Genomic DNA, 16,181 nt, shown 5'->3' on the forward strand with positions numbered 1-16,181 from the left:
ATCATGGCCACGCAAACAACTCTTTCCGGTTCTTCCGCCAGTTCCTCCGCCAATGCTTCCGCCAGCTCGGTCGATCCGGCCGAGGTCGCGAAGTTCTCAAAGCTGTCGGATGAATGGTGGGATCCGCGCGGCAAGATGGCGCCGCTGCACAAGATCAATCCGCTGCGCCTGACCTATATTCGCGACGCCGCCTGCCGCAAGTTCGAGCGCAACGCCAAGAGCCTGAACTGCCTGTCCGGCCTGCGCCTGCTCGATATCGGCTGCGGCGCCGGGCTGTTGTGCGAGCCGTTCACGCGGTTAGGGGCCCAGGTGATCGGGATCGATCCGTCCGCGACCAACATCGCGGCGGCAAAGCTGCACGCCGACAAGGGCCATCTGTCGATCGACTACCGCTGCACCACGGTGGAGGACATGGACGCGCGCGAGCGCTTCGACATCGTGCTGGCGATGGAGGTGGTCGAGCACGTCAACGACGTCGGCGCCTTCATCAAGCGCTGCGCCGCCATGCTCAAGCCCGGCGGGCTGATGGTGGTCTCGACGCTGAACCGCAACTGGAAGAGCTTTGCGCTCGCGATCGTCGGCGCCGAATACGTGCTGCGCTGGCTGCCGCGCGGCACCCATGAGTGGAGCAAGTTCGTCACCCCCGCCGAGCTCGAGCGCTATCTCGGCGACGTCAACCTCACCGTCACCGAGCAGGCCGGCGTGGTCTACAACCCGCTCGCCGACAAATGGACAGTCTCGACCGACATGGACGTGAATTACATGGTGGTGGCGGAAGAGATGTAGGGCACCGTACCCACACATTCGGTGTCGTCCCTGCGAAAGCAGGGACCCATAACCACCGGCCCCAATAATAGGGCGAGGTCCGCGTTCCGAGCACGTACTGCATCTACATTCTCGACCTCGGCGATCTGCTTGTCTGACCGGTGTGCCCCAATCAGCTCCTTGTGGTTATGGGCCCCTGCTTTCGCAGGGGCGACGCGGAGCTTGTGGCGCGAGTGGTGGAGATGTGAGACGCTGTGTCCTCCCGAGAGGTGTCGTCCCTGCGAAAGCAGGGACCCATAACCACCGGCCCGAATAATCGGGCGAGGTCTGCGTTCCCTGCATGTACTACGTCTACATCCTCGCCAGCCGACGCCATGGCACGCTTTATATCGGCGTGACGAATTCCGTTCAGACAAGGCTAGAGCAGCATCGCAACGGCAAAGGCTCGTCGTTCGTCAAAACCTACGCCGTCTACCGCCTTGTCCATGTCGAATCATATCAACGCGCCGAGGAGGCCATCACACGTGAGAAGCAGCTCAAGAAATGGAAGCGAGACTGGAAGATCGAGCTGATCGAGCGTGATAACCCGGAGTGGCGGGACCTCAGCGACCTGCTTGTCTGACTGGCGTGCCACAAACGACACCCTGTGGTTATGGGTCCCTGCTTTCGCAGGGACGACACCGAGTTTGGGGCGCTCGCGCAATCCAGTCATGCGCTGGCTCAGTTGACCATGTCAGCCGCAATCGTCACGCTGCGCGCATATACCCGCCCGTATACTTTCCTCATCCCGCATGCTCACGCTCTCCTCGCTCTGGATCCCCTTCACAATCGTCGCTGCGTTCGGGCAGGTGGCGCGCAATGCGATGCAGCGGCAGCTGACGGGGCCGCTCGGGACCTGGGGCGCGACCAATATCCGCTTCCTGTTCGGCCTGCCGTTCTCGGTGGTGTTCTTCGTGCTCGCGATCATCGCGACCGGCGATGGCGTGCCGTGGCCGATGGCGTCGTTCTGGCCGTGGCTGTTGTCCGGCGCGCTCAGCCAGATCGTCGGCACCGGCTTCATGCTGCTGGCGATGAACGATCGCTCCTTCGTGGTGACCACGGCCTACATGAAGACCGAGGCGATCCAGACCGCGATCTTCGGCTTCATCTTCCTCGGCGATCACCTCACGACATCAAAGGTGATCGCGATCGTGATCGCGACCGTCGGCGTCGTCATCACCGCGCTGCGGCCGGGCGGCTCGAGGAGTTTTGCGGATCTGCGCCCGACGGTGCTCGGTCTCGGCGCCGCCGCGGTGTTTGCGATCTCGGCGGTGAGCTTTCGCGGCGCGATCATCGCGGTGCCATCAGTCTCGTTTGTCACGGCGGCCTCCTACACGCTGATGTGGAGCCTGTTCGTGCAGACGCTGATCCTGTCGGTCTATCTGTTGCTGCGCGCGCCCGACGTGCTGAAGTCGATCCTCAAGCTGTGGCGGCCCTCGATGTTCGCGGGCTTCATGGGCGCGTTCTCCTCGCAATTCTGGTTCCTGGCGTTCGCGCTCACCGCAGCGGCCAATGTGCGCACGCTGGCGTTGATCGAGGTGCTGTTCGCGCAGGGTGTGGCGTATTTTTCGCTCAAGCAGCCGTTCTCGCTGCGCGAGGTGTTCGGCATCGTCCTGATCGTGATCGGCGTCGCGCTCCTGATCGCCGCGTAATTAACCCTTCACCGCGATCAGCACCGCGCCGGCCGAGATCAGTGCGATCCCGATCCAGCCATAGGCCGTGGGACGCTCGCCGAGGAAGACGGCGCCGAACAGCGCCACCAGCACCACGCTGAGCTTGTCGATCGGCGCGACCAGTGTGGCGGGCCCGAGCTTGAGCGCGCGGAAATAGCAGATCCACGACGCGCCGGTGCCGAGCCCGGACAGCAGCAGGAACAGCCAGCTCCTCACCGAGATCGGGCCGGGCTGGGTGAATTGTCCGGTTGCGAACAGGATCGCCGACAGCGTGATCAGCACGATCACGGTGCGGATCAGGGTGGCGAGATCGGAGTTGATGCCCTCGACGCCGACCTTGGCGAAGATCGCGGTCAATGCCGCGAACACGGCGGAGAGAAACGCCCAGGCCTGCCAGGAGGAAAACGTCTCGGGGGTCATCTGGGACGCTCGGCCGGTTTGGCCCCACCCGTCATTGCGAGCGAAGCGAAGCAATCCATAGCGCAGCAAGTCCGAAGCTGGATTGCTTCGTCGCTTCGCTCCTCGCAATGACGAGGGGGAGGCGGTTCGCCCTAATTCCGATCTTCCGGCAGGGTCGGCAGCGGCGAGACCTCGACGCCCTCGTCGATCAGCGCGCGCGCCTCTTCGGGCGAGGCCTCGCCATAGATCGGCCGGTGCTCGATATCGCCGTAATGCATCTTGCGCGCCTCGTTGGGGAAGCGCTCGCCGACATTGTCGGCGTTCTTGACGATGTGGTCGCGCAGCTCCTTCAGCTTGCTGCGCAGTTCGCGCTCCTGCGCCATCATCAGCGAGGTCGATTCATTGGCAGTCGGCTCGACAGGGGCCGCCGGCGCCGGCTGCTGAGCCGGTTCGCGGCCCTTCTTGCCGATGACCCGCGGCGCCATGATCGCCCGCTCGACCTTGTCTGAGCCGCACGCCGGGCAATCGATCAGGTGACGTCGCTCCTGCGTTTCATAGGCCGCGGAGCTCTGGAACCAGCTCTCGAACTGATGGCCGCGCTCGCAGCGCAGCGTGTAGCGGATCATGCCGAACCCCGGACGAGGTGCAGATGCTCCGGGCCGGCCTTGGGGTCGGCAATGCCGAAACGCCTGCCATGCTGTAGCGAGGGAATGGTCTTGCGCGCGGTCTCGACCTTGGCGGGATCGATCTCGGCCAGGACCACGCCCGGCTCGACGCCGCCCTCGGCGAGGATCTCGCCCCAGGGGTCGATGATCAGCGAATGCCCGAAGGTCTCGCGCTTGTTCTCATGCAGGCCGGCTTGCGCGGCGGCGAACACGAAGCAGCCGGTCTCGATGGCGCGGGCGCGCAGCAGCGTGTGCCAATGCGCTTCGCCGGTCTTGCGGGTGAAGGCGGACGGCACGGTGAGGAACGATGCGCCGGCCTCGGCAAGCGCACGATAGAGCGCCGGGAAGCGCACGTCGTAGCAGATCGTCAGCCCGATCCGGCCCCAGGGCAGGTCGGAGATCACGGCGGTCTCGCCCGGCTGGTAGTTGGCGGATTCGCGGTAGCTCTCGCCGCCCGGCAGGTCGATATCGAACATGTGGATCTTGTCGTAGCTCGCGAGCAAATTGCCCTCGGGCCCGATCAGGAACGAACGGTTGACCGCCTTTTCCGGCGAGTAGCGCAGCGCCAGCGAGCCGATATGCAGATGGATCTTCAGTTCGGCGGCGAGCGCGCGGTAGGCCTTGAGCGACTTGTCGTCCTCTTCGCTCGCCAGATGCTCGAACAGCGCCTTGCGGTTCAGCTGCATCATGTTGCTGACCTCGGGCGTCAGCACGTACTTGGCGCCCTGCGCCGCCGCCTCGCGGATCAGCCGCGTGCCCTGCTCGAGGCTCGGCTCGGGCAACAGACCGGTGCGCATCTGCACCATGGCGGCGGTGAAAATGTTGTCCGTCATCAGGCGCCGCCTCCGTTGCTGAGCAGGCCGTCGAGCTTGCCCTCGCGATCGAGCGCGTAGAGCTCGTCACAGCCGCCGACATGGGTCTTGCCGATGAAGATCTGCGGGAAGGTCGAGCCCGCGCCGGCGCGGTCGTACATCTCGTCGCGATAGGCCGGGTCGCTGGCGACGCTCAATTCGGTGAACGCGGCGTTCTTGCGCGTCAACAGCGATTTGGCCGCGGTGCAATAACCGCAGCCCGGGCGGGTGTAGATTTCAATGGCAGCGGTCATGGTGCACTCGGTTGAACCAGAATGTCAGATTATATGGGAGCACGGTGGGTATCGACAACCCGGGCAAACACCAGCACGTCGACCTGCGCCGCTTTGGCGCGCAGCAGTGCCCGCGCGCAGGCATCCACTGTCGCGCCCGAGGTCAGGACGTCGTCGATGAGGACCACATGGCGGCCCTGGACGTCAGCCTTGCGTTCACCGGCGACCCCGAATGCGCCCTGCACATTGCTGGCGCGGTCCTTGCGCGACAGCCCGATCTGCTGCTCGGTGGCGCGGGTGCGCCGCAGCGCCTCGGAGACCATTTTGACGCCGCTCTGGCGCGCGATCACCTTGGCGAGCGCGCCGGACTGGTTGTAGCGCCGGCTCCAGCCGCGCCGCCAATGCAGGGGAACCGGCACCAGCATGTCGGCGTCCCGTAGCAATTCCTTCCCCGCCCGCGCCATCCAGCGGCCCATTGTCGGCGCCAGATCGGTGCGATCCTGGTATTTTAATGCGTGCACCAGCGTGCGTGCGACGTCGTCATAGCGCACCGCGGCTCGGGCGCGTTGATAGGCCGGCGGATTGGCGATCGCCTCCATCGACAGCAATTCGGGCCCGGGATCGTAGACAAAGGGAATGCCGAGCCGCGGGCAGAATGGCGGCGCGATGAACGACAATTTGGCCCAGCAGGCGGCGCAGACGCCCTCGCCATGAACCGGCTCGCGGCACGACACGCACAGCGTCGGCAGCGCGATGTCGAGCATGAGCCGCGCGGTGCGCAGCCAAGCCCCGCCGACCGCGCCGAGGGCGCGCTGCAGGTGACCGGAAATGGAGCGTGTCGGTGAGGCCTCGGCGTCCATGGCTGATGAGGCTAGCGTTTGGGCAACGCGGGCTCAAGGCGCATTGCCTGCGGCGGCGGTCCGGCGTAACCAGCGCGGATGGCAACGACCCCGGCCTCAGCTCCCATTCTGTTCGATCGCGCCTTGCTCGGCGCGCGGCTGGCGCGTGCGCAGGCCGCGGGGGCGGCGACGTTCCTGCTCGAACGCGCCACCGAGGACATGGCGGACCGGTTGCAGGCGGTGTCGCGGAGCTTTTCGGCGGCCGCCGATGTCTGGACGCCGGGTGACGGGCTTGCGGACGCGCTGCGCGGGCGTGTCGCCGCGGTCGATCTGCTTGGCTTCAGCGAGGTCGAATCGCTCGGCCTGTCGCCCGAGTCGCTCGATCTCGTGGTCTCGGCGCTGGCCTTCCAGTTCGTCAATGATTTGCCGGGTGTGCTGGCGCAAATCGGCCGCGCGCTGAAGCCGGACGGGCTGTTGCTCGCTGCGATGCTCGGCGGCGACACGCTGACCGAGCTGCGGCAAAGCTTTGCCGCGGCGGAAGCGGAGTGCGAGGGCGGGGTGTCGCCGCGCGTCGCGCCGTTCGCCGACCTCCGCGACATCGGCGCGCTGTTGCAGCGGGCAGGATTCGCGCTGCCGGTGACCGACGTCGACCGCGTCGTGGTGCGCTATTCAAACGCGTTCGCGCTGATGGCTGACCTCAGGCGCATGGGCGCCACCAATGTGCTGCGCGAGCGCCGTCACGCCCCGACCCGCCGCGCCACCATGCTGCGCATGGCGCAAATCTACGGCGAACGCTTCGCCGATCCCGACGGCCGCATCCGCGCCACCTTCGACATCGTCTGGCTGTCCGGCTGGGCGCCGCATGAAAGCCAGCCGAAGCCGCTGCGGCCGGGGTCCGCGAAGGCGAGCTTGGCAGCTGCGGTGAAGGGTCTGAAGCGTTGAGCTGTTAGGGGCGCAGGATGCCAGGGCTCCCTCTCCCCTTGCGGGAGAGGGTTGGGGAGAGGGGTGGCCCCGGGCGAGATACGAGCGTGATCATCGCTTTCGCAACTCTCCGCCCGTCTTCAAGATGCATGCTGAGAGAGCGCGCCGTGTGGCACCCCTCTCCCCAGCCCTCCCCCGCAAGGGGGGAGGGAGCCCGTCCACCGTGTGTCCCTTACGGTTGATCGCAGTTGCCGATCCGATCCAACCTCTCTCACAAGGTGGGCGACGGTTGCCTGCACGATTTCGGAATAATGGAAATATGCCCGCGAGTTGCCCGACGTGTCAAGGAGCAATCGTCGAGCGCCGGCCGCCGCCGGCTCCTTTGCATGGGGTTGTTTTCGATATTTTGGCAACGTGCCTCCCCCGGGTGGGTGAGGCGAAGAAGGTCACAGCAATAGATCCATCAGATGCGGCAGCAGCGGGATGTCCGCGGGCGGCATCGGGTAGTCGCGCAGTTTGTTGGCCCGCACCCAGGCGAGGTTCTGGCCCTCGCGTGCCACCGCCATGCCCTCCCAGCGCCGGCAGATGTAGAGCGGCATCAAGAGATGGAAAGTCTCGTAGGCGTGGCTCGCGAAGGTCAGCGGCGCCAGGCACGGCTCGCTCACGGTGATGCCGATCTCCTCATGCAGCTCGCGGATCAGCGTCTGCTCCGGCCGCTCGCCGGGCTCGATCTTGCCGCCGGGGAATTCCCACAACCCCGCCAGCGCCTTGCCTTCGGGACGCTGCGCCAGCAGCACGCGCTTGTCGGCGTCGACCAGCGCGCAGGCGACGACGAGAGTCAGCTTGATGTCAGCCATGCGGCAACGGATGTCCCTTATAGTCTGCAAGCTTTCATTAACCAGCTCCGCGCCGCCAGCCAAACGATTTGTATCTGCGGGTCTTTTCTGCGCGCGCGATAATTCGGCCTTAATTCGCCAACGGCAGAGTGAGGCGTCTCATTTATCGACCCATCATCTTCTTTGCCGATATAACCCATGCACACCTTGATCCGGACCATCCGCCGTTTCCGCCGCGATCGCTCCGGCAACATCGCCATGATCTTTGGCCTCGCTCTGCTGCCGCTCATGGTCGCCGTCGGATGCGCGGTCGACTATTCCCGCGCCAACCAGATCCGCAGCAAGCTGATTTCCGCCGCCGACGCGGCGAGCGTCGGATCGGTCTCCAAGGCGTCGCCCGGCTTCATCGCCGCCGGCGCGATGACCTCGGACGGCGAGATCTCGGCGGGCGAAGCCGATGCGAAGACGATCTTCAACGGCAACATCTTCAACCAGAACGGCTTCACGCTGAAGAGCGTGACGCCCACCATGACCAAGAGCGGCGGCACGATCACCTCGACGGTGCAGTTCACCGCCGAAGTCCCGACCATGTTCATGGGCGTGATCGGGCAAAGCAAGATGACCGTGTCGGGCACGTCGACCTCGACCGCGAACATGCCGCTCTATGTCGATTTCTATCTGTTGCTCGACAATTCGCCGTCGATGGGCGTCGGCGCCACGCCGACTGACGTCGCCGCCCTGGTCGCGGCCACCACCGGCAACAGCTTCAAGCCGAACGATCAATGCGCCTTCGCCTGCCACGACTACAACGACCCCAACAACTACTACAATCTGGCGAAGACGCTCGGCGTCACGACGCGGATCGACGTGCTGCGCAGCGCGACCCAGCAGCTGATGGACACCGCGGCGGCGACGCAGACCTATTCCAACCAGTTCCGGATGGCGATCTATGACTTCGGCGCGTCGTCGAAGACCTATGGCCTGCGCAGCCTGTTCACCCTGTCGTCGAGCCTGTCGAGCGCAAAGTCGGCGGCCGGCAACATCGACCTGATGGGTGTTTACGGCAATAACGATGCCTACACCGCGGACAAGGACAGCCAGTTCACCGCGATCTTTCCGCAGATCAGCAATGCGATCGCAAACCCCGGCGCCGGCACCTCGTCGGCGCCGCTCAAATATCTGTTCTTCGTCTCCGACGGGGTCGCCGACGAGCCGAATTCAAGTTGCCTGAAGCCGATCACCGGCAGCAATCGCTGCCAGTCGCCGATCAATCCGGCTCTCTGCACCGCAATCAAGAACCGCGGCATCAAGATCGCGGTGCTCTACACTACCTACCTGCAGCTGCCGACCAACAACTGGTACATGACCTGGATCGATCCGTTCAACCAGGGCCCGTTCGGCCCGTCGCCGAACAGCCAGGTCGCGCAGAACATGCAGGCCTGCGCGTCGCCGGGCTTCTATTTCGAGGTCAGCCCGACCCAGGGCATCGCGGACGCGATGAACGCGCTGTTCAAAAAGGCGATCGCCGACGCGCGGATCTCGAGCTGAGGCTTTCTCACCGTCACCCTGAGGAGGCCGCGCAGCGGCCGTCTCGAAGGGTCGACGGCCGGGCTCTCTCCGGTCGGCGCCGGCGGGGCCGTGCACCCTTCGAGGCTCGCTTTGCTCGCACCTCAGGATGACGGGACTGATTCCGTCATTGCGAGCCACCCGGTCGGCGCGAAGCGCCGCCGGATGACAGGCTCCGCGAAGCAATCTGTCCGCACGCTCGGAAGGATGGATTGCTTCGTCGCTTCGCTCCTCGCAATGACGGAGGTTGTGGCGATGGGTAGCGCTTACGACCTGTAATCGCCGTTGATCGCGACGTATTCCTTGGTGAGGTCGCAGGTCAGCACGCGGTCTTTGGCCTTGCCGAGGCCGAGCGCGACCTTGATCTGGATCTTCGGCGCCTTCATCGCCTCCGACACTTCCTTCTCATTGTAGGACGGATCGCGCGCGCCGCTCTTGGCGACGCGGATGCCGTTGAAGGAGATCGAGAGCTTGTCGCGGTTGGCGGGCTCGCCGGCCTTGCCGACTGCCATCACCACGCGGCCCCAATTGGCGTCCTCGCCGGCGATCGCGGTCTTCACCAGCGGTGAATTGGCGATCGACATCGCGATCTTGCGCGCCGACGGCTTGGTGGTGGCGCCCTCGACCACGACCTCGACCAGCTTGCGCGCGCCTTCGCCGTCGCGCGCCACCTGCTCGGAGAGGTCGGCGAGGATCTGCTGGAACGCCTTGCTGAAGGCCTTCAGGCGCGGATCGCTGGCGCGCGAGATCTTCGGGGCGCCGTTGGCGGCCGCAGCACCGGTTGCGAAGGCGAGCAGCGTGTCCGAGGTCGAGGTGTCGCCGTCGATGGTCAGCGCGTTGAAGGTGTCCTCGACGCCGGCCTTGAGCAGCGATTGCAGCACGCCAGCCGACAGCGGCGCGTCGGTGAAGATGAAGGACAGCATGGTCGCCATGTCGGGCATGATCATGCCGGCGCCCTTGGCCATGCCGTTGATCGTCACCTTGGCCTTGCCGAGCTTCACGGTCGCGGTTGCGACCTTCGGGAAGGTGTCGGTGGTCATGATTGCCCGGGCCGCGTTCATCCAGAGGTCGGGGGTCGCGGTCTCCGCGAGCTGCGCCAGCACGCCGTCGAACTTGGTGGCGTCGAGCGGCTCGCCGATCACGCCGGTGGAGGCGAGAAACACATCCGATGTCGAGCAGCCGACCGCCTTCGCCGCGATCTGCGCGGTCAGCGCGGTGGAGGCCTTGCCGGTCTTGCCGGTGAAAGCGTTGGCGTTGCCGGAATTGACCACCAGCGCGCGCGCAGCGCCGCCCTTCAGCTTGGCGCGGCACCATTCGACCGGCGCCGACGGGCATTTCGACTTGGTGAAGACGCCGGCCACCGTAGTGCCCTTGTCGAGCAGCGCGAGCAGCACGTCGGTGCGCCCCTTGTAGCGGATGCCGGCGGCGGCGGTCGCAAGCCGCACCCCCGCGATCACGGGCATCTCGGGAACGTCAGGCGGGGCGAGGGGGGAGACGGCGGTGGACATCGGCAAGCTTCCGGCTACGGGGAGGGAAGCGCTGCATATCATCTCACCGGCTGAAGCGGGAGAGGGCTGTGACGTGAACGCCGGTTGTCATGAATCGTTCAAAGAGCAACGAGCCGTAGCCCGGTGCAGCGAAGCGCAATCCGGGACAGTCCATCCGCGGTTAGAGCGGCCTCGGATTTCGCTGCGCTCCATCCGAGCTACGCATTCCTACTTCTCCTTCCCCCTGAAAGCGGGAAGGTCGGGATGGGGGTCAGCCGCGGACGACGACGCTAGTGGAGAGAGCAGATCCCCACCCGCTTTGCTCTGGCGAGCAAAGCGACCTCCCCTTTTCAAGGGGAGGTTAAGACGTCGCCAAACGCAAATGGCCGGGACGAACCCGGCCATCGCAACTTCGATCAGTTCAGCTTCGCGAAGCTTACTTCTTCGCCGGCGCCATCTTGTTGTCGGCGGGCTTCGGTGCGTCCTTGGCGGCATCCGCCGGCGCGGTGGCGTCCTTGGCGGTCTCGGCCGGCTTGTCCATGCGCTCGACCTTGGCGGCTTCGCGCAGCTTGGCGACATAGTCGGCCTGGGCCTTGCGGGTTACATAGGTCTCGATCTGGGCCTTCACCTGCTCGAAGTCGGGCGCCTTGCGGTTGCGCTTTTCCTCGACCTTGATGATGTGCCAGCCGAACTGCGACTTGACCGGATCGGAGATCTTGCCCGGCTCGAGCGAGAAGGCGACCGCGGAGAATTCCGGCACCATCTGCTCCTTGGTGAAGAAACCGAGGTCGCCGCCGTCGGAGGCGCCGGGGTCCTTGGACTTCTTCTTGGCGAGCTCGGCGAAGTCAGCGCCCTTGTCGAGCTCGGCCTTGATCGCCTTGGCCTCGTCCTCGGTCTCGACCAGGATGTGGCGGGCGCGCACCTCTTGCTCGCCGGTGATCTGCTTGGAGGCCTCGTCGTAGACCTTCTTCATGGCGTCGTCGGTGGTCGCGGCCTTGCCCTCGCTGGCAAGCAGGCTGTCCATCAACAGGCGGTTGCGGGTGAAGGCGAGCCGCTTCTTGAAGTCGTCATTGTTCTCGATCTTCTTGTCCTCGGCGGCCTTGGACACGATCTTCATGTCGATCAGGAAGGACAGCACGTTGTCCTTGCGGGTCGAGGGGTCCATCTGCTGCAGGCTGGGACCGAGTTCCTCCTCGGCGAGCGCCACGTCGCTGGCATGGATCTCGGAACCGTTGACCTTCGCCAGCACCGGATCGGACTCCGCGGCGCGGACCGGAAGGCCGGCAGCCAGCACTGCGACAAGACAGCCCGTGGCGGCCAGGGTGGCGAGGCCGAGGCGCAGGCCGGTCTTGGATTCCGGAGGCGAGGTGGTCATGCAAAATCCTTGTCTCAAAGGGGGGAAGCTCGAGCGGGGCGGACACTCGCCCAATCGTGTTACATTGGCAACGCGAAAGTCGTGTCAAAATGATGAATTCCTTGACATCTTGCCAGCGTTGACAACCCCCCGACCGGGCCATATCTCTGGCCAACCGTTTCGGCGGTGAGAGCGCTTATTTTGCTGCGTTTTTCGCCGTTGAACCCAGGATGGCCTGTTTCCCACTCAATTGGCGAGGGAGCCCCGGGGCGGGGCTCGAACCGTAGCGCGTCACGGTGAGTTGATAGGCGATCCGGCGGACCATCTCAGGCTGTATTCAAGACCGTACCAAGACTGAACGAAGACCAAGACGAACTCGAGACCGAAGAACAGGAATTTCGCATGATCGGCGCGCTCGCCCGCAAGTTTTTCGGCTCCGCCAACGACCGTCGGGTCAAGGGGTATCAGTCCCGCGTCAGTGCCATCAACGCCCTGGAGCCCGAACTCGTCAAACTGACGGACGACGAGCTCAAGGCCCGCACCGCCGAATTCAAGCAGCAGCTCGCCCAAGGCAAGACGCTGGACGACATCCTGGTGCCGGCCTTCGCCACGGTGCGCGAGGCGGCCAAGCGGACGCTCGGCCAGCGCCATTTCGACGTCCAGCTGATCGGCGGCATGGTGCTGCATGAGGGCGACATCGCCGAGATGAAGACCGGCGAAGGCAAGACGCTGGTGGCGACGCTCGCGGTGTACCTCAATGCGCTCGCCGGCAAGGGCGTCCACGTCGTCACCGTCAACGACTACCTCGCCCGCCGCGACTCCGGCTGGATGGGCCAGATCTATGCGTTCCTCGGGCTGACCACCGGCGTGATCGTGCACGGGCTCGACGATGCCGAGCGCAAGGCCGCCTATGCCTGCGACATCACCTACGGCACCAACAACGAATACGGCTTCGACTATCTGCGCGACAACATGAAGTACCGCCTGGAGGACATGGTCCAGCGCGAGCATTTCTATGCGATCGTCGACGAAGTCGACTCGATCCTGATCGACGAGGCGCGCACGCCGCTGATCATCTCCGGCCCGCTCGACGACCGGTCGGATTTCTACAACACCATCGACACCTTCATGCCGCAGCTGGCCAAGACCGCCGACTTCGAGGTCGACGAGAAGCAGCGCACGGTGACGCTGACCGAAGGCGGCATGGAGAAGCTCGAGAATCTGCTGCGCGACGCCGGCCAGCTCAAGGGCGATTCGCTGTACGACGTCGAGAACGTCTCCGTCGTGCATCACGTCAACCAGGCGCTGCGCGCGCACACCCTGTTCACCCGCGACAAGGACTACATCGTCCGCGACGACGAGGTCGTCATCATCGACGAGTTCACCGGCCGCATGATGCAGGGCCGGCGCTATTCGGAAGGCCTGCACCAGGCGCTGGAAGCCAAGGAGCACGTCACGGTCCAGCCCGAGAACCAGACGCTGGCCTCGATCACCTTCCAGAATTACTTCCGGATGTATGCCAAGCTGTCCGGCATGACCGGCACGGCGCTGACCGAAGCCGACGAACTGTTCGACATCTACAAGCTCGAGGTTGTGGAGATCCCGACCAACCTGCCGGTGGCGCGTCTCGACGAGGACGACGAGGTCTACCGCACGCAGAATGAAAAATACGCCGCAATCCTTGCCGAGATCGAGCGCGCCAACAAGCGGCTGCAGCCGGTGCTGGTCGGCACGGCGTCGATCGAGAAGTCGGAAGTGCTGGCCGACTACCTCAAGAAGCATGGCTACAAGCAGATCGACTTCACGTCCGAATCCGGCATGGAGAAGCTCTACGCCGCGGCCCGCGCCGGCAAGCCGGCAAAACTGTTCGCGGTGCTGAACGCGCGCTTCCACGAGCAGGAAGCCTATATCGTCGCCGAAGCCGGCGTGCCGGGCGCGATCACGATCGCGACCAACATGGCCGGCCGCGGCACCGACATCAAGCTCGGCGGCTCGCTCGAGATGCGGATCCAGCAGGAAACCGCCGGGATCACCGACGAGGCCGAGAAGGCCAAGAAGATCGAGCAGATCAAGGCCGACATCGAGCGCTTCCGCGAGATCGTGCTGAAGGCGGAAGAGGATTTCGAGGTCGAGCCCGCCAAGGGCAACAAGCCCGCCAAGACCGTGAAGAAGCCGGGCGGCCTCTACATCATCGGCTCCGAGCGCCATGAATCCCGCCGCATCGACAACCAGCTGCGCGGCCGCTCCGGCCGTCAGGGCGACCCCGGCCGCTCGAAGTTCTTCCTGTCGCTGGAAGACGATCTGATGCGCATCTTCGGCTCCGACCGGCTCGACAGCATGCTGCAGCGGCTCGGCCTGCAGGAAGGCGAAGCCATCATCCACCCCTGGATCAACAAGGCGCTCGAGAAGGCGCAGCAGAAGGTCGAGGCGCGCAACTTCGACATCCGCAAGAACCTCTTGAAGTTCGACAACGTCCAGAACGATCAGCGCAAGGTGATCTTCGACCAGCGCGTCGACCTGATGAAGGACGACAGCGTCGTCGAGACCGTGACCGACATGCGCCACGCCTTCGTCGAGGACGTGGTCGCAAAATACATTCCCGAGCACGCCTATGCCGAGCAGTGGGACACCGCGGGCCTCAAGGACGAGCTGAAGCGCGTGCTCGATGTCGATCTGCCGGTCGACGAATGGGCCAAGGAAGAAGGCATCGCCGACGAGGAATTGCTGACGCGCATCGAGACGCATGTCGACGAGCGCATGGCGGCCAAGGTCGCGCAATGGGGCCCCGACGTGATGCGCTACGTCGAGAAGACCATCCTGCTGCAGACGCTCGACCATCTCTGGCGCGAGCACCTGATCATGCTCGACCATCTGCGCCAGGTGATCGGTCTGCGCGGCTACGGCCAGCGCGACCCGTTGCAGGAGTACAAGACCGAAGCCTTCAACCTCTTCCAGGAGATGAGCTCGCATCTGCGCGAGGCGGTCACCGCACAGCTGATGCGGGTCGAGATCGTGCCGCCGGAAGAGCCGCCGCAGCCGCTGCCGGTGATGGAGGCGCACAAGCTCGATCCCAACACCGGCGAGGATGAGTTCGCCCGCGCCAGCCTGACTGAAGCCACCTACGCCCAGGCCTCGCTGGCGCCGGGAATGATGCCGGCCGCCGAGCGCAATCCGAACGACCCGGCCAGCTGGGGCAAGGTCGGCCGCAACGAGGACTGCCCCTGCGGAAGCGGCAAGAAGTACAAGCACTGCCACGGCAGGTACGCATAGCCATCACCGAGGTGGACGACTTAGGCGTCCATCCTTGGAGGTGAATTCGCCTGGCTCTTGGAAGTATCTCGATCCCGGCGATGCTTGTCGATTTCCCGCCACGAATGCGCGGTGCTGAACCTCCTGGCAAAAAAATGAGCCGCCTCGATGAGGCGGCTCTGGAGGTTCGGGAAAACGAGTGATTGATCAGCGAATAGACTGATCAGAATGACCAGCGAAGCCCTGCCGTGGTGCCATAGCTCGTGAGGCCGGTGACGCTGCTGCCATGGCCTTCGATGAAGCTTGAGAAGTTTTGGGTCCACAGCACGTTCAGCTTGCCGGAAGCCCGTCCGCCGACCTCGCCCACAGCAACACCGCCGCCGGTGCCAACTGCTGTTGGAACTCCATTGATCAGCACCACGCCGCCGACGCCGCTTTCGGCAACCAGTGAGAATGCCTCGAGCTTGAGCGACGGCTGCACGCGGACGCCATTCCACGTCGTATCCGTGCCGAACCGCACGCCGCCGTGCACCTCGGTGCTGTCGCCGGTTTGATTTGCGAAGTTGGCGTCGAACGATTGAGTGTAGCTGACGCCGATCGTCGGTTCGATGAACCAGCCATTGGGCAGGTCGAACTTGTACTGCACGTTGGGTGAGTAGCTGAGTCCTGTGCTGTCCATGCTGGTGACGACACCGGCGATCGGGGTGCGAGACGTTGTCCAGGTCCCGCTCAGGGTGAAGTCAGTCGAGAAGCCGCCATTGGTGTAAGCGATCGTTCCGGCACCAACACCGGTGTCCGCATCGGACGCGATCGAATTCGACCACACGCCACCGCCGGTGAGGATGATGGTGAGCGCGTCGTACTGATTGAAGATCCCGATCTTCGTGACGTCGAAGGCACCGGTGACGCCATAGGCGCTGGTGGTGACGCCGCCAGAGTGGCTCCAGTCTGCCGAACCCGTCAGATTGAGGCCATAGATGTAAGTCGGCTGCACCGGAGCCGGCGGAGCCTTGGTGTAGACCGGAGCCTTCGCATAGGCCAAGGCCGCGAACGGATCGGAGCCTGACACGGCAGTTTCATCCTCGCCGGTGAACTGCATCCGTCCCGGAGCAGACGTTGCCAGCCGGCGGCTTTGGATCTGATCGCGAACGTTCTGCAAAACGTTCTGAATGACGTTCTGGATGACCCGGTCCGCAATGAAGTCCGCCTTTGCGGGTGCCGCGATCAGGGTCGATGCCGAGAGTGCAAGAAATGCTACTTTAACGTGTGTTTTGCCATTGCGTGCGATCTTGGCCATATGCTCG

The 16,181-nt window shown here is 64.5% G+C and carries 15 protein-coding genes; 6 read left to right on the top strand and 9 right to left on the bottom strand.

Annotated elements, in window-relative coordinates:
* Positions 1–3 precede the first annotated feature (3 nt).
* The 3 genes from ubiG to BI327_RS25360 all read left to right on the top strand — a co-directional run bounded on the left by ubiG (position 4) and on the right by BI327_RS25360 (position 2,456).
* A complete protein-coding gene (gene ubiG, locus BI327_RS25350) occupies positions 4–786 on the top strand; it encodes a bifunctional 2-polyprenyl-6-hydroxyphenol methylase/3-demethylubiquinol 3-O-methyltransferase UbiG (protein WP_076863995.1) in 783 nt (260 codons plus the stop codon).
* Positions 787–1,105: 319 nt separating this feature from the next.
* Entirely contained in the window at positions 1,106–1,387 is a 282-nt protein-coding gene (locus BI327_RS25355) for a GIY-YIG nuclease family protein (RefSeq protein WP_076863996.1), read from the top strand.
* 169 nt (positions 1,388–1,556) lie between these two features.
* Positions 1,557–2,456: a DMT family transporter gene (locus BI327_RS25360; protein WP_076863997.1), complete on the top strand. Its 900-nt coding sequence runs from the start codon at positions 1,557–1,559 to the stop codon at positions 2,454–2,456.
* On the opposite strand, the gene BI327_RS25365 is transcribed toward BI327_RS25360, so the two are convergent.
* The 5 genes from BI327_RS25365 to BI327_RS25385 all read right to left on the bottom strand — a co-directional run bounded on the left by BI327_RS25365 (position 2,457) and on the right by BI327_RS25385 (position 5,485).
* On the bottom strand, positions 2,457–2,897 hold the full coding sequence (locus BI327_RS25365) for an EamA family transporter (protein ID WP_076863998.1): 441 nt from the start codon (positions 2,895–2,897) through the stop codon (positions 2,457–2,459).
* Positions 2,898–3,028: 131 nt separating this feature from the next.
* A complete protein-coding gene (locus BI327_RS25370; RefSeq protein WP_076863999.1) occupies positions 3,029–3,502 on the bottom strand; it encodes a DUF1178 family protein in 474 nt (157 codons plus the stop codon).
* Positions 3,499–4,374 carry a carbon-nitrogen hydrolase family protein gene (locus BI327_RS25375; protein WP_076864000.1) on the bottom strand — a complete coding sequence of 292 codons (876 nt, stop codon included), beginning with the start codon at positions 4,372–4,374 and terminating at the stop codon, positions 3,499–3,501. Before BI327_RS25375 ends, BI327_RS25370 begins: the two co-directional genes overlap by 4 nt.
* Entirely contained in the window at positions 4,374–4,646 is a 273-nt protein-coding gene (gene grxC / locus BI327_RS25380; RefSeq protein ID WP_076864001.1) for a glutaredoxin 3, read from the bottom strand. Before grxC ends, BI327_RS25375 begins: the two co-directional genes overlap by 1 nt.
* Positions 4,647–4,675: 29 nt before the next feature.
* Positions 4,676–5,485, bottom strand: coding sequence for a ComF family protein (locus BI327_RS25385; RefSeq protein ID WP_076864002.1), 810 nt, complete (start codon positions 5,483–5,485; stop codon positions 4,676–4,678).
* A gap of 78 nt (positions 5,486–5,563) precedes the next feature.
* Between BI327_RS25385 and BI327_RS25390 the strand changes: the two genes are divergently transcribed.
* Complete coding sequence (locus BI327_RS25390; protein ID WP_076864003.1) at positions 5,564–6,406, top strand: methyltransferase domain-containing protein; 843 nt, start codon at positions 5,564–5,566, stop codon at positions 6,404–6,406.
* A gap of 425 nt (positions 6,407–6,831) precedes the next feature.
* Here BI327_RS25390 and BI327_RS25395 read toward each other — a convergent pair whose 3' ends face one another.
* Complete coding sequence (locus BI327_RS25395; protein WP_076864004.1) at positions 6,832–7,242, bottom strand: (deoxy)nucleoside triphosphate pyrophosphohydrolase; 411 nt, start codon at positions 7,240–7,242, stop codon at positions 6,832–6,834.
* Between the two features lie 177 nt (positions 7,243–7,419).
* On the opposite strand from BI327_RS25395, the gene BI327_RS25400 reads away from it, so the two are divergent.
* The gene (locus BI327_RS25400) at positions 7,420–8,769 is read left to right on the top strand and encodes a TadE/TadG family type IV pilus assembly protein (protein WP_076864005.1); all 1,350 of its coding nucleotides are present in this window, start codon (positions 7,420–7,422) and stop codon (positions 8,767–8,769) included.
* Positions 8,770–9,053: 284 nt separating this feature from the next.
* Here BI327_RS25400 and argJ read toward each other — a convergent pair whose 3' ends face one another.
* Together argJ and BI327_RS25410 are read right to left on the bottom strand one after the other, a co-directional pair.
* Positions 9,054–10,295 carry a bifunctional glutamate N-acetyltransferase/amino-acid acetyltransferase ArgJ gene (argJ, locus tag BI327_RS25405; RefSeq protein ID WP_076864282.1) on the bottom strand — a complete coding sequence of 414 codons (1,242 nt, stop codon included), beginning with the start codon at positions 10,293–10,295 and terminating at the stop codon, positions 9,054–9,056.
* A gap of 415 nt (positions 10,296–10,710) precedes the next feature.
* Entirely contained in the window at positions 10,711–11,649 is a 939-nt protein-coding gene (locus BI327_RS25410) for a peptidylprolyl isomerase (RefSeq protein ID WP_076864006.1), read from the bottom strand.
* Positions 11,650–12,030: 381 nt separating this feature from the next.
* Between BI327_RS25410 and secA the strand changes: the two genes are divergently transcribed.
* Positions 12,031–14,898: a preprotein translocase subunit SecA gene (gene secA / locus BI327_RS25415; protein ID WP_076864007.1), complete on the top strand. Its 2,868-nt coding sequence runs from the start codon at positions 12,031–12,033 to the stop codon at positions 14,896–14,898.
* Positions 14,899–15,100: 202 nt separating this feature from the next.
* On the opposite strand, the gene BI327_RS25420 is transcribed toward secA, so the two are convergent.
* Positions 15,101–16,174 carry an autotransporter outer membrane beta-barrel domain-containing protein gene (locus BI327_RS25420; protein ID WP_076864008.1) on the bottom strand — a complete coding sequence of 358 codons (1,074 nt, stop codon included), beginning with the start codon at positions 16,172–16,174 and terminating at the stop codon, positions 15,101–15,103.
* Positions 16,175–16,181 lie beyond the last annotated feature (7 nt).

The sequence above is a fragment of the Bradyrhizobium mercantei genome (assembly GCF_001982635.1).
In the GTDB taxonomy this organism is placed as follows: Bacteria; Pseudomonadota; Alphaproteobacteria; order Rhizobiales; family Xanthobacteraceae; genus Bradyrhizobium; species Bradyrhizobium mercantei.

Coding starts and splice junctions, on each gene's coding strand:
- ubiG (WP_076863995.1), top strand. CDS start 4: ATGGCCACGCAAACAACTCTTTCCGGTTCTTCCGCCAGTTCCTCCGCC.
- BI327_RS25355 (WP_076863996.1), top strand. CDS start 1,106: ATGTACTACGTCTACATCCTCGCCAGCCGACGCCATGGCACGCTTTAT.
- BI327_RS25360 (WP_076863997.1), top strand. CDS start 1,557: ATGCTCACGCTCTCCTCGCTCTGGATCCCCTTCACAATCGTCGCTGCG.
- BI327_RS25365 (WP_076863998.1), bottom strand. CDS start 2,897: ATGACCCCCGAGACGTTTTCCTCCTGGCAGGCCTGGGCGTTTCTCTCC.
- BI327_RS25370 (WP_076863999.1), bottom strand. CDS start 3,502: ATGATCCGCTACACGCTGCGCTGCGAGCGCGGCCATCAGTTCGAGAGC.
- BI327_RS25375 (WP_076864000.1), bottom strand. CDS start 4,374: ATGACGGACAACATTTTCACCGCCGCCATGGTGCAGATGCGCACCGGT.
- grxC (WP_076864001.1), bottom strand. CDS start 4,646: ATGACCGCTGCCATTGAAATCTACACCCGCCCGGGCTGCGGTTATTGC.
- BI327_RS25385 (WP_076864002.1), bottom strand. CDS start 5,485: ATGGACGCCGAGGCCTCACCGACACGCTCCATTTCCGGTCACCTGCAG.
- BI327_RS25390 (WP_076864003.1), top strand. CDS start 5,564: ATGGCAACGACCCCGGCCTCAGCTCCCATTCTGTTCGATCGCGCCTTG.
- BI327_RS25395 (WP_076864004.1), bottom strand. CDS start 7,242: ATGGCTGACATCAAGCTGACTCTCGTCGTCGCCTGCGCGCTGGTCGAC.
- BI327_RS25400 (WP_076864005.1), top strand. CDS start 7,420: ATGCACACCTTGATCCGGACCATCCGCCGTTTCCGCCGCGATCGCTCC.
- argJ (WP_076864282.1), bottom strand. CDS start 10,295: ATGTCCACCGCCGTCTCCCCCCTCGCCCCGCCTGACGTTCCCGAGATG.
- BI327_RS25410 (WP_076864006.1), bottom strand. CDS start 11,649: ATGACCACCTCGCCTCCGGAATCCAAGACCGGCCTGCGCCTCGGCCTC.
- secA (WP_076864007.1), top strand. CDS start 12,031: ATGATCGGCGCGCTCGCCCGCAAGTTTTTCGGCTCCGCCAACGACCGT.
- BI327_RS25420 (WP_076864008.1), bottom strand. CDS start 16,174: ATGGCCAAGATCGCACGCAATGGCAAAACACACGTTAAAGTAGCATTT.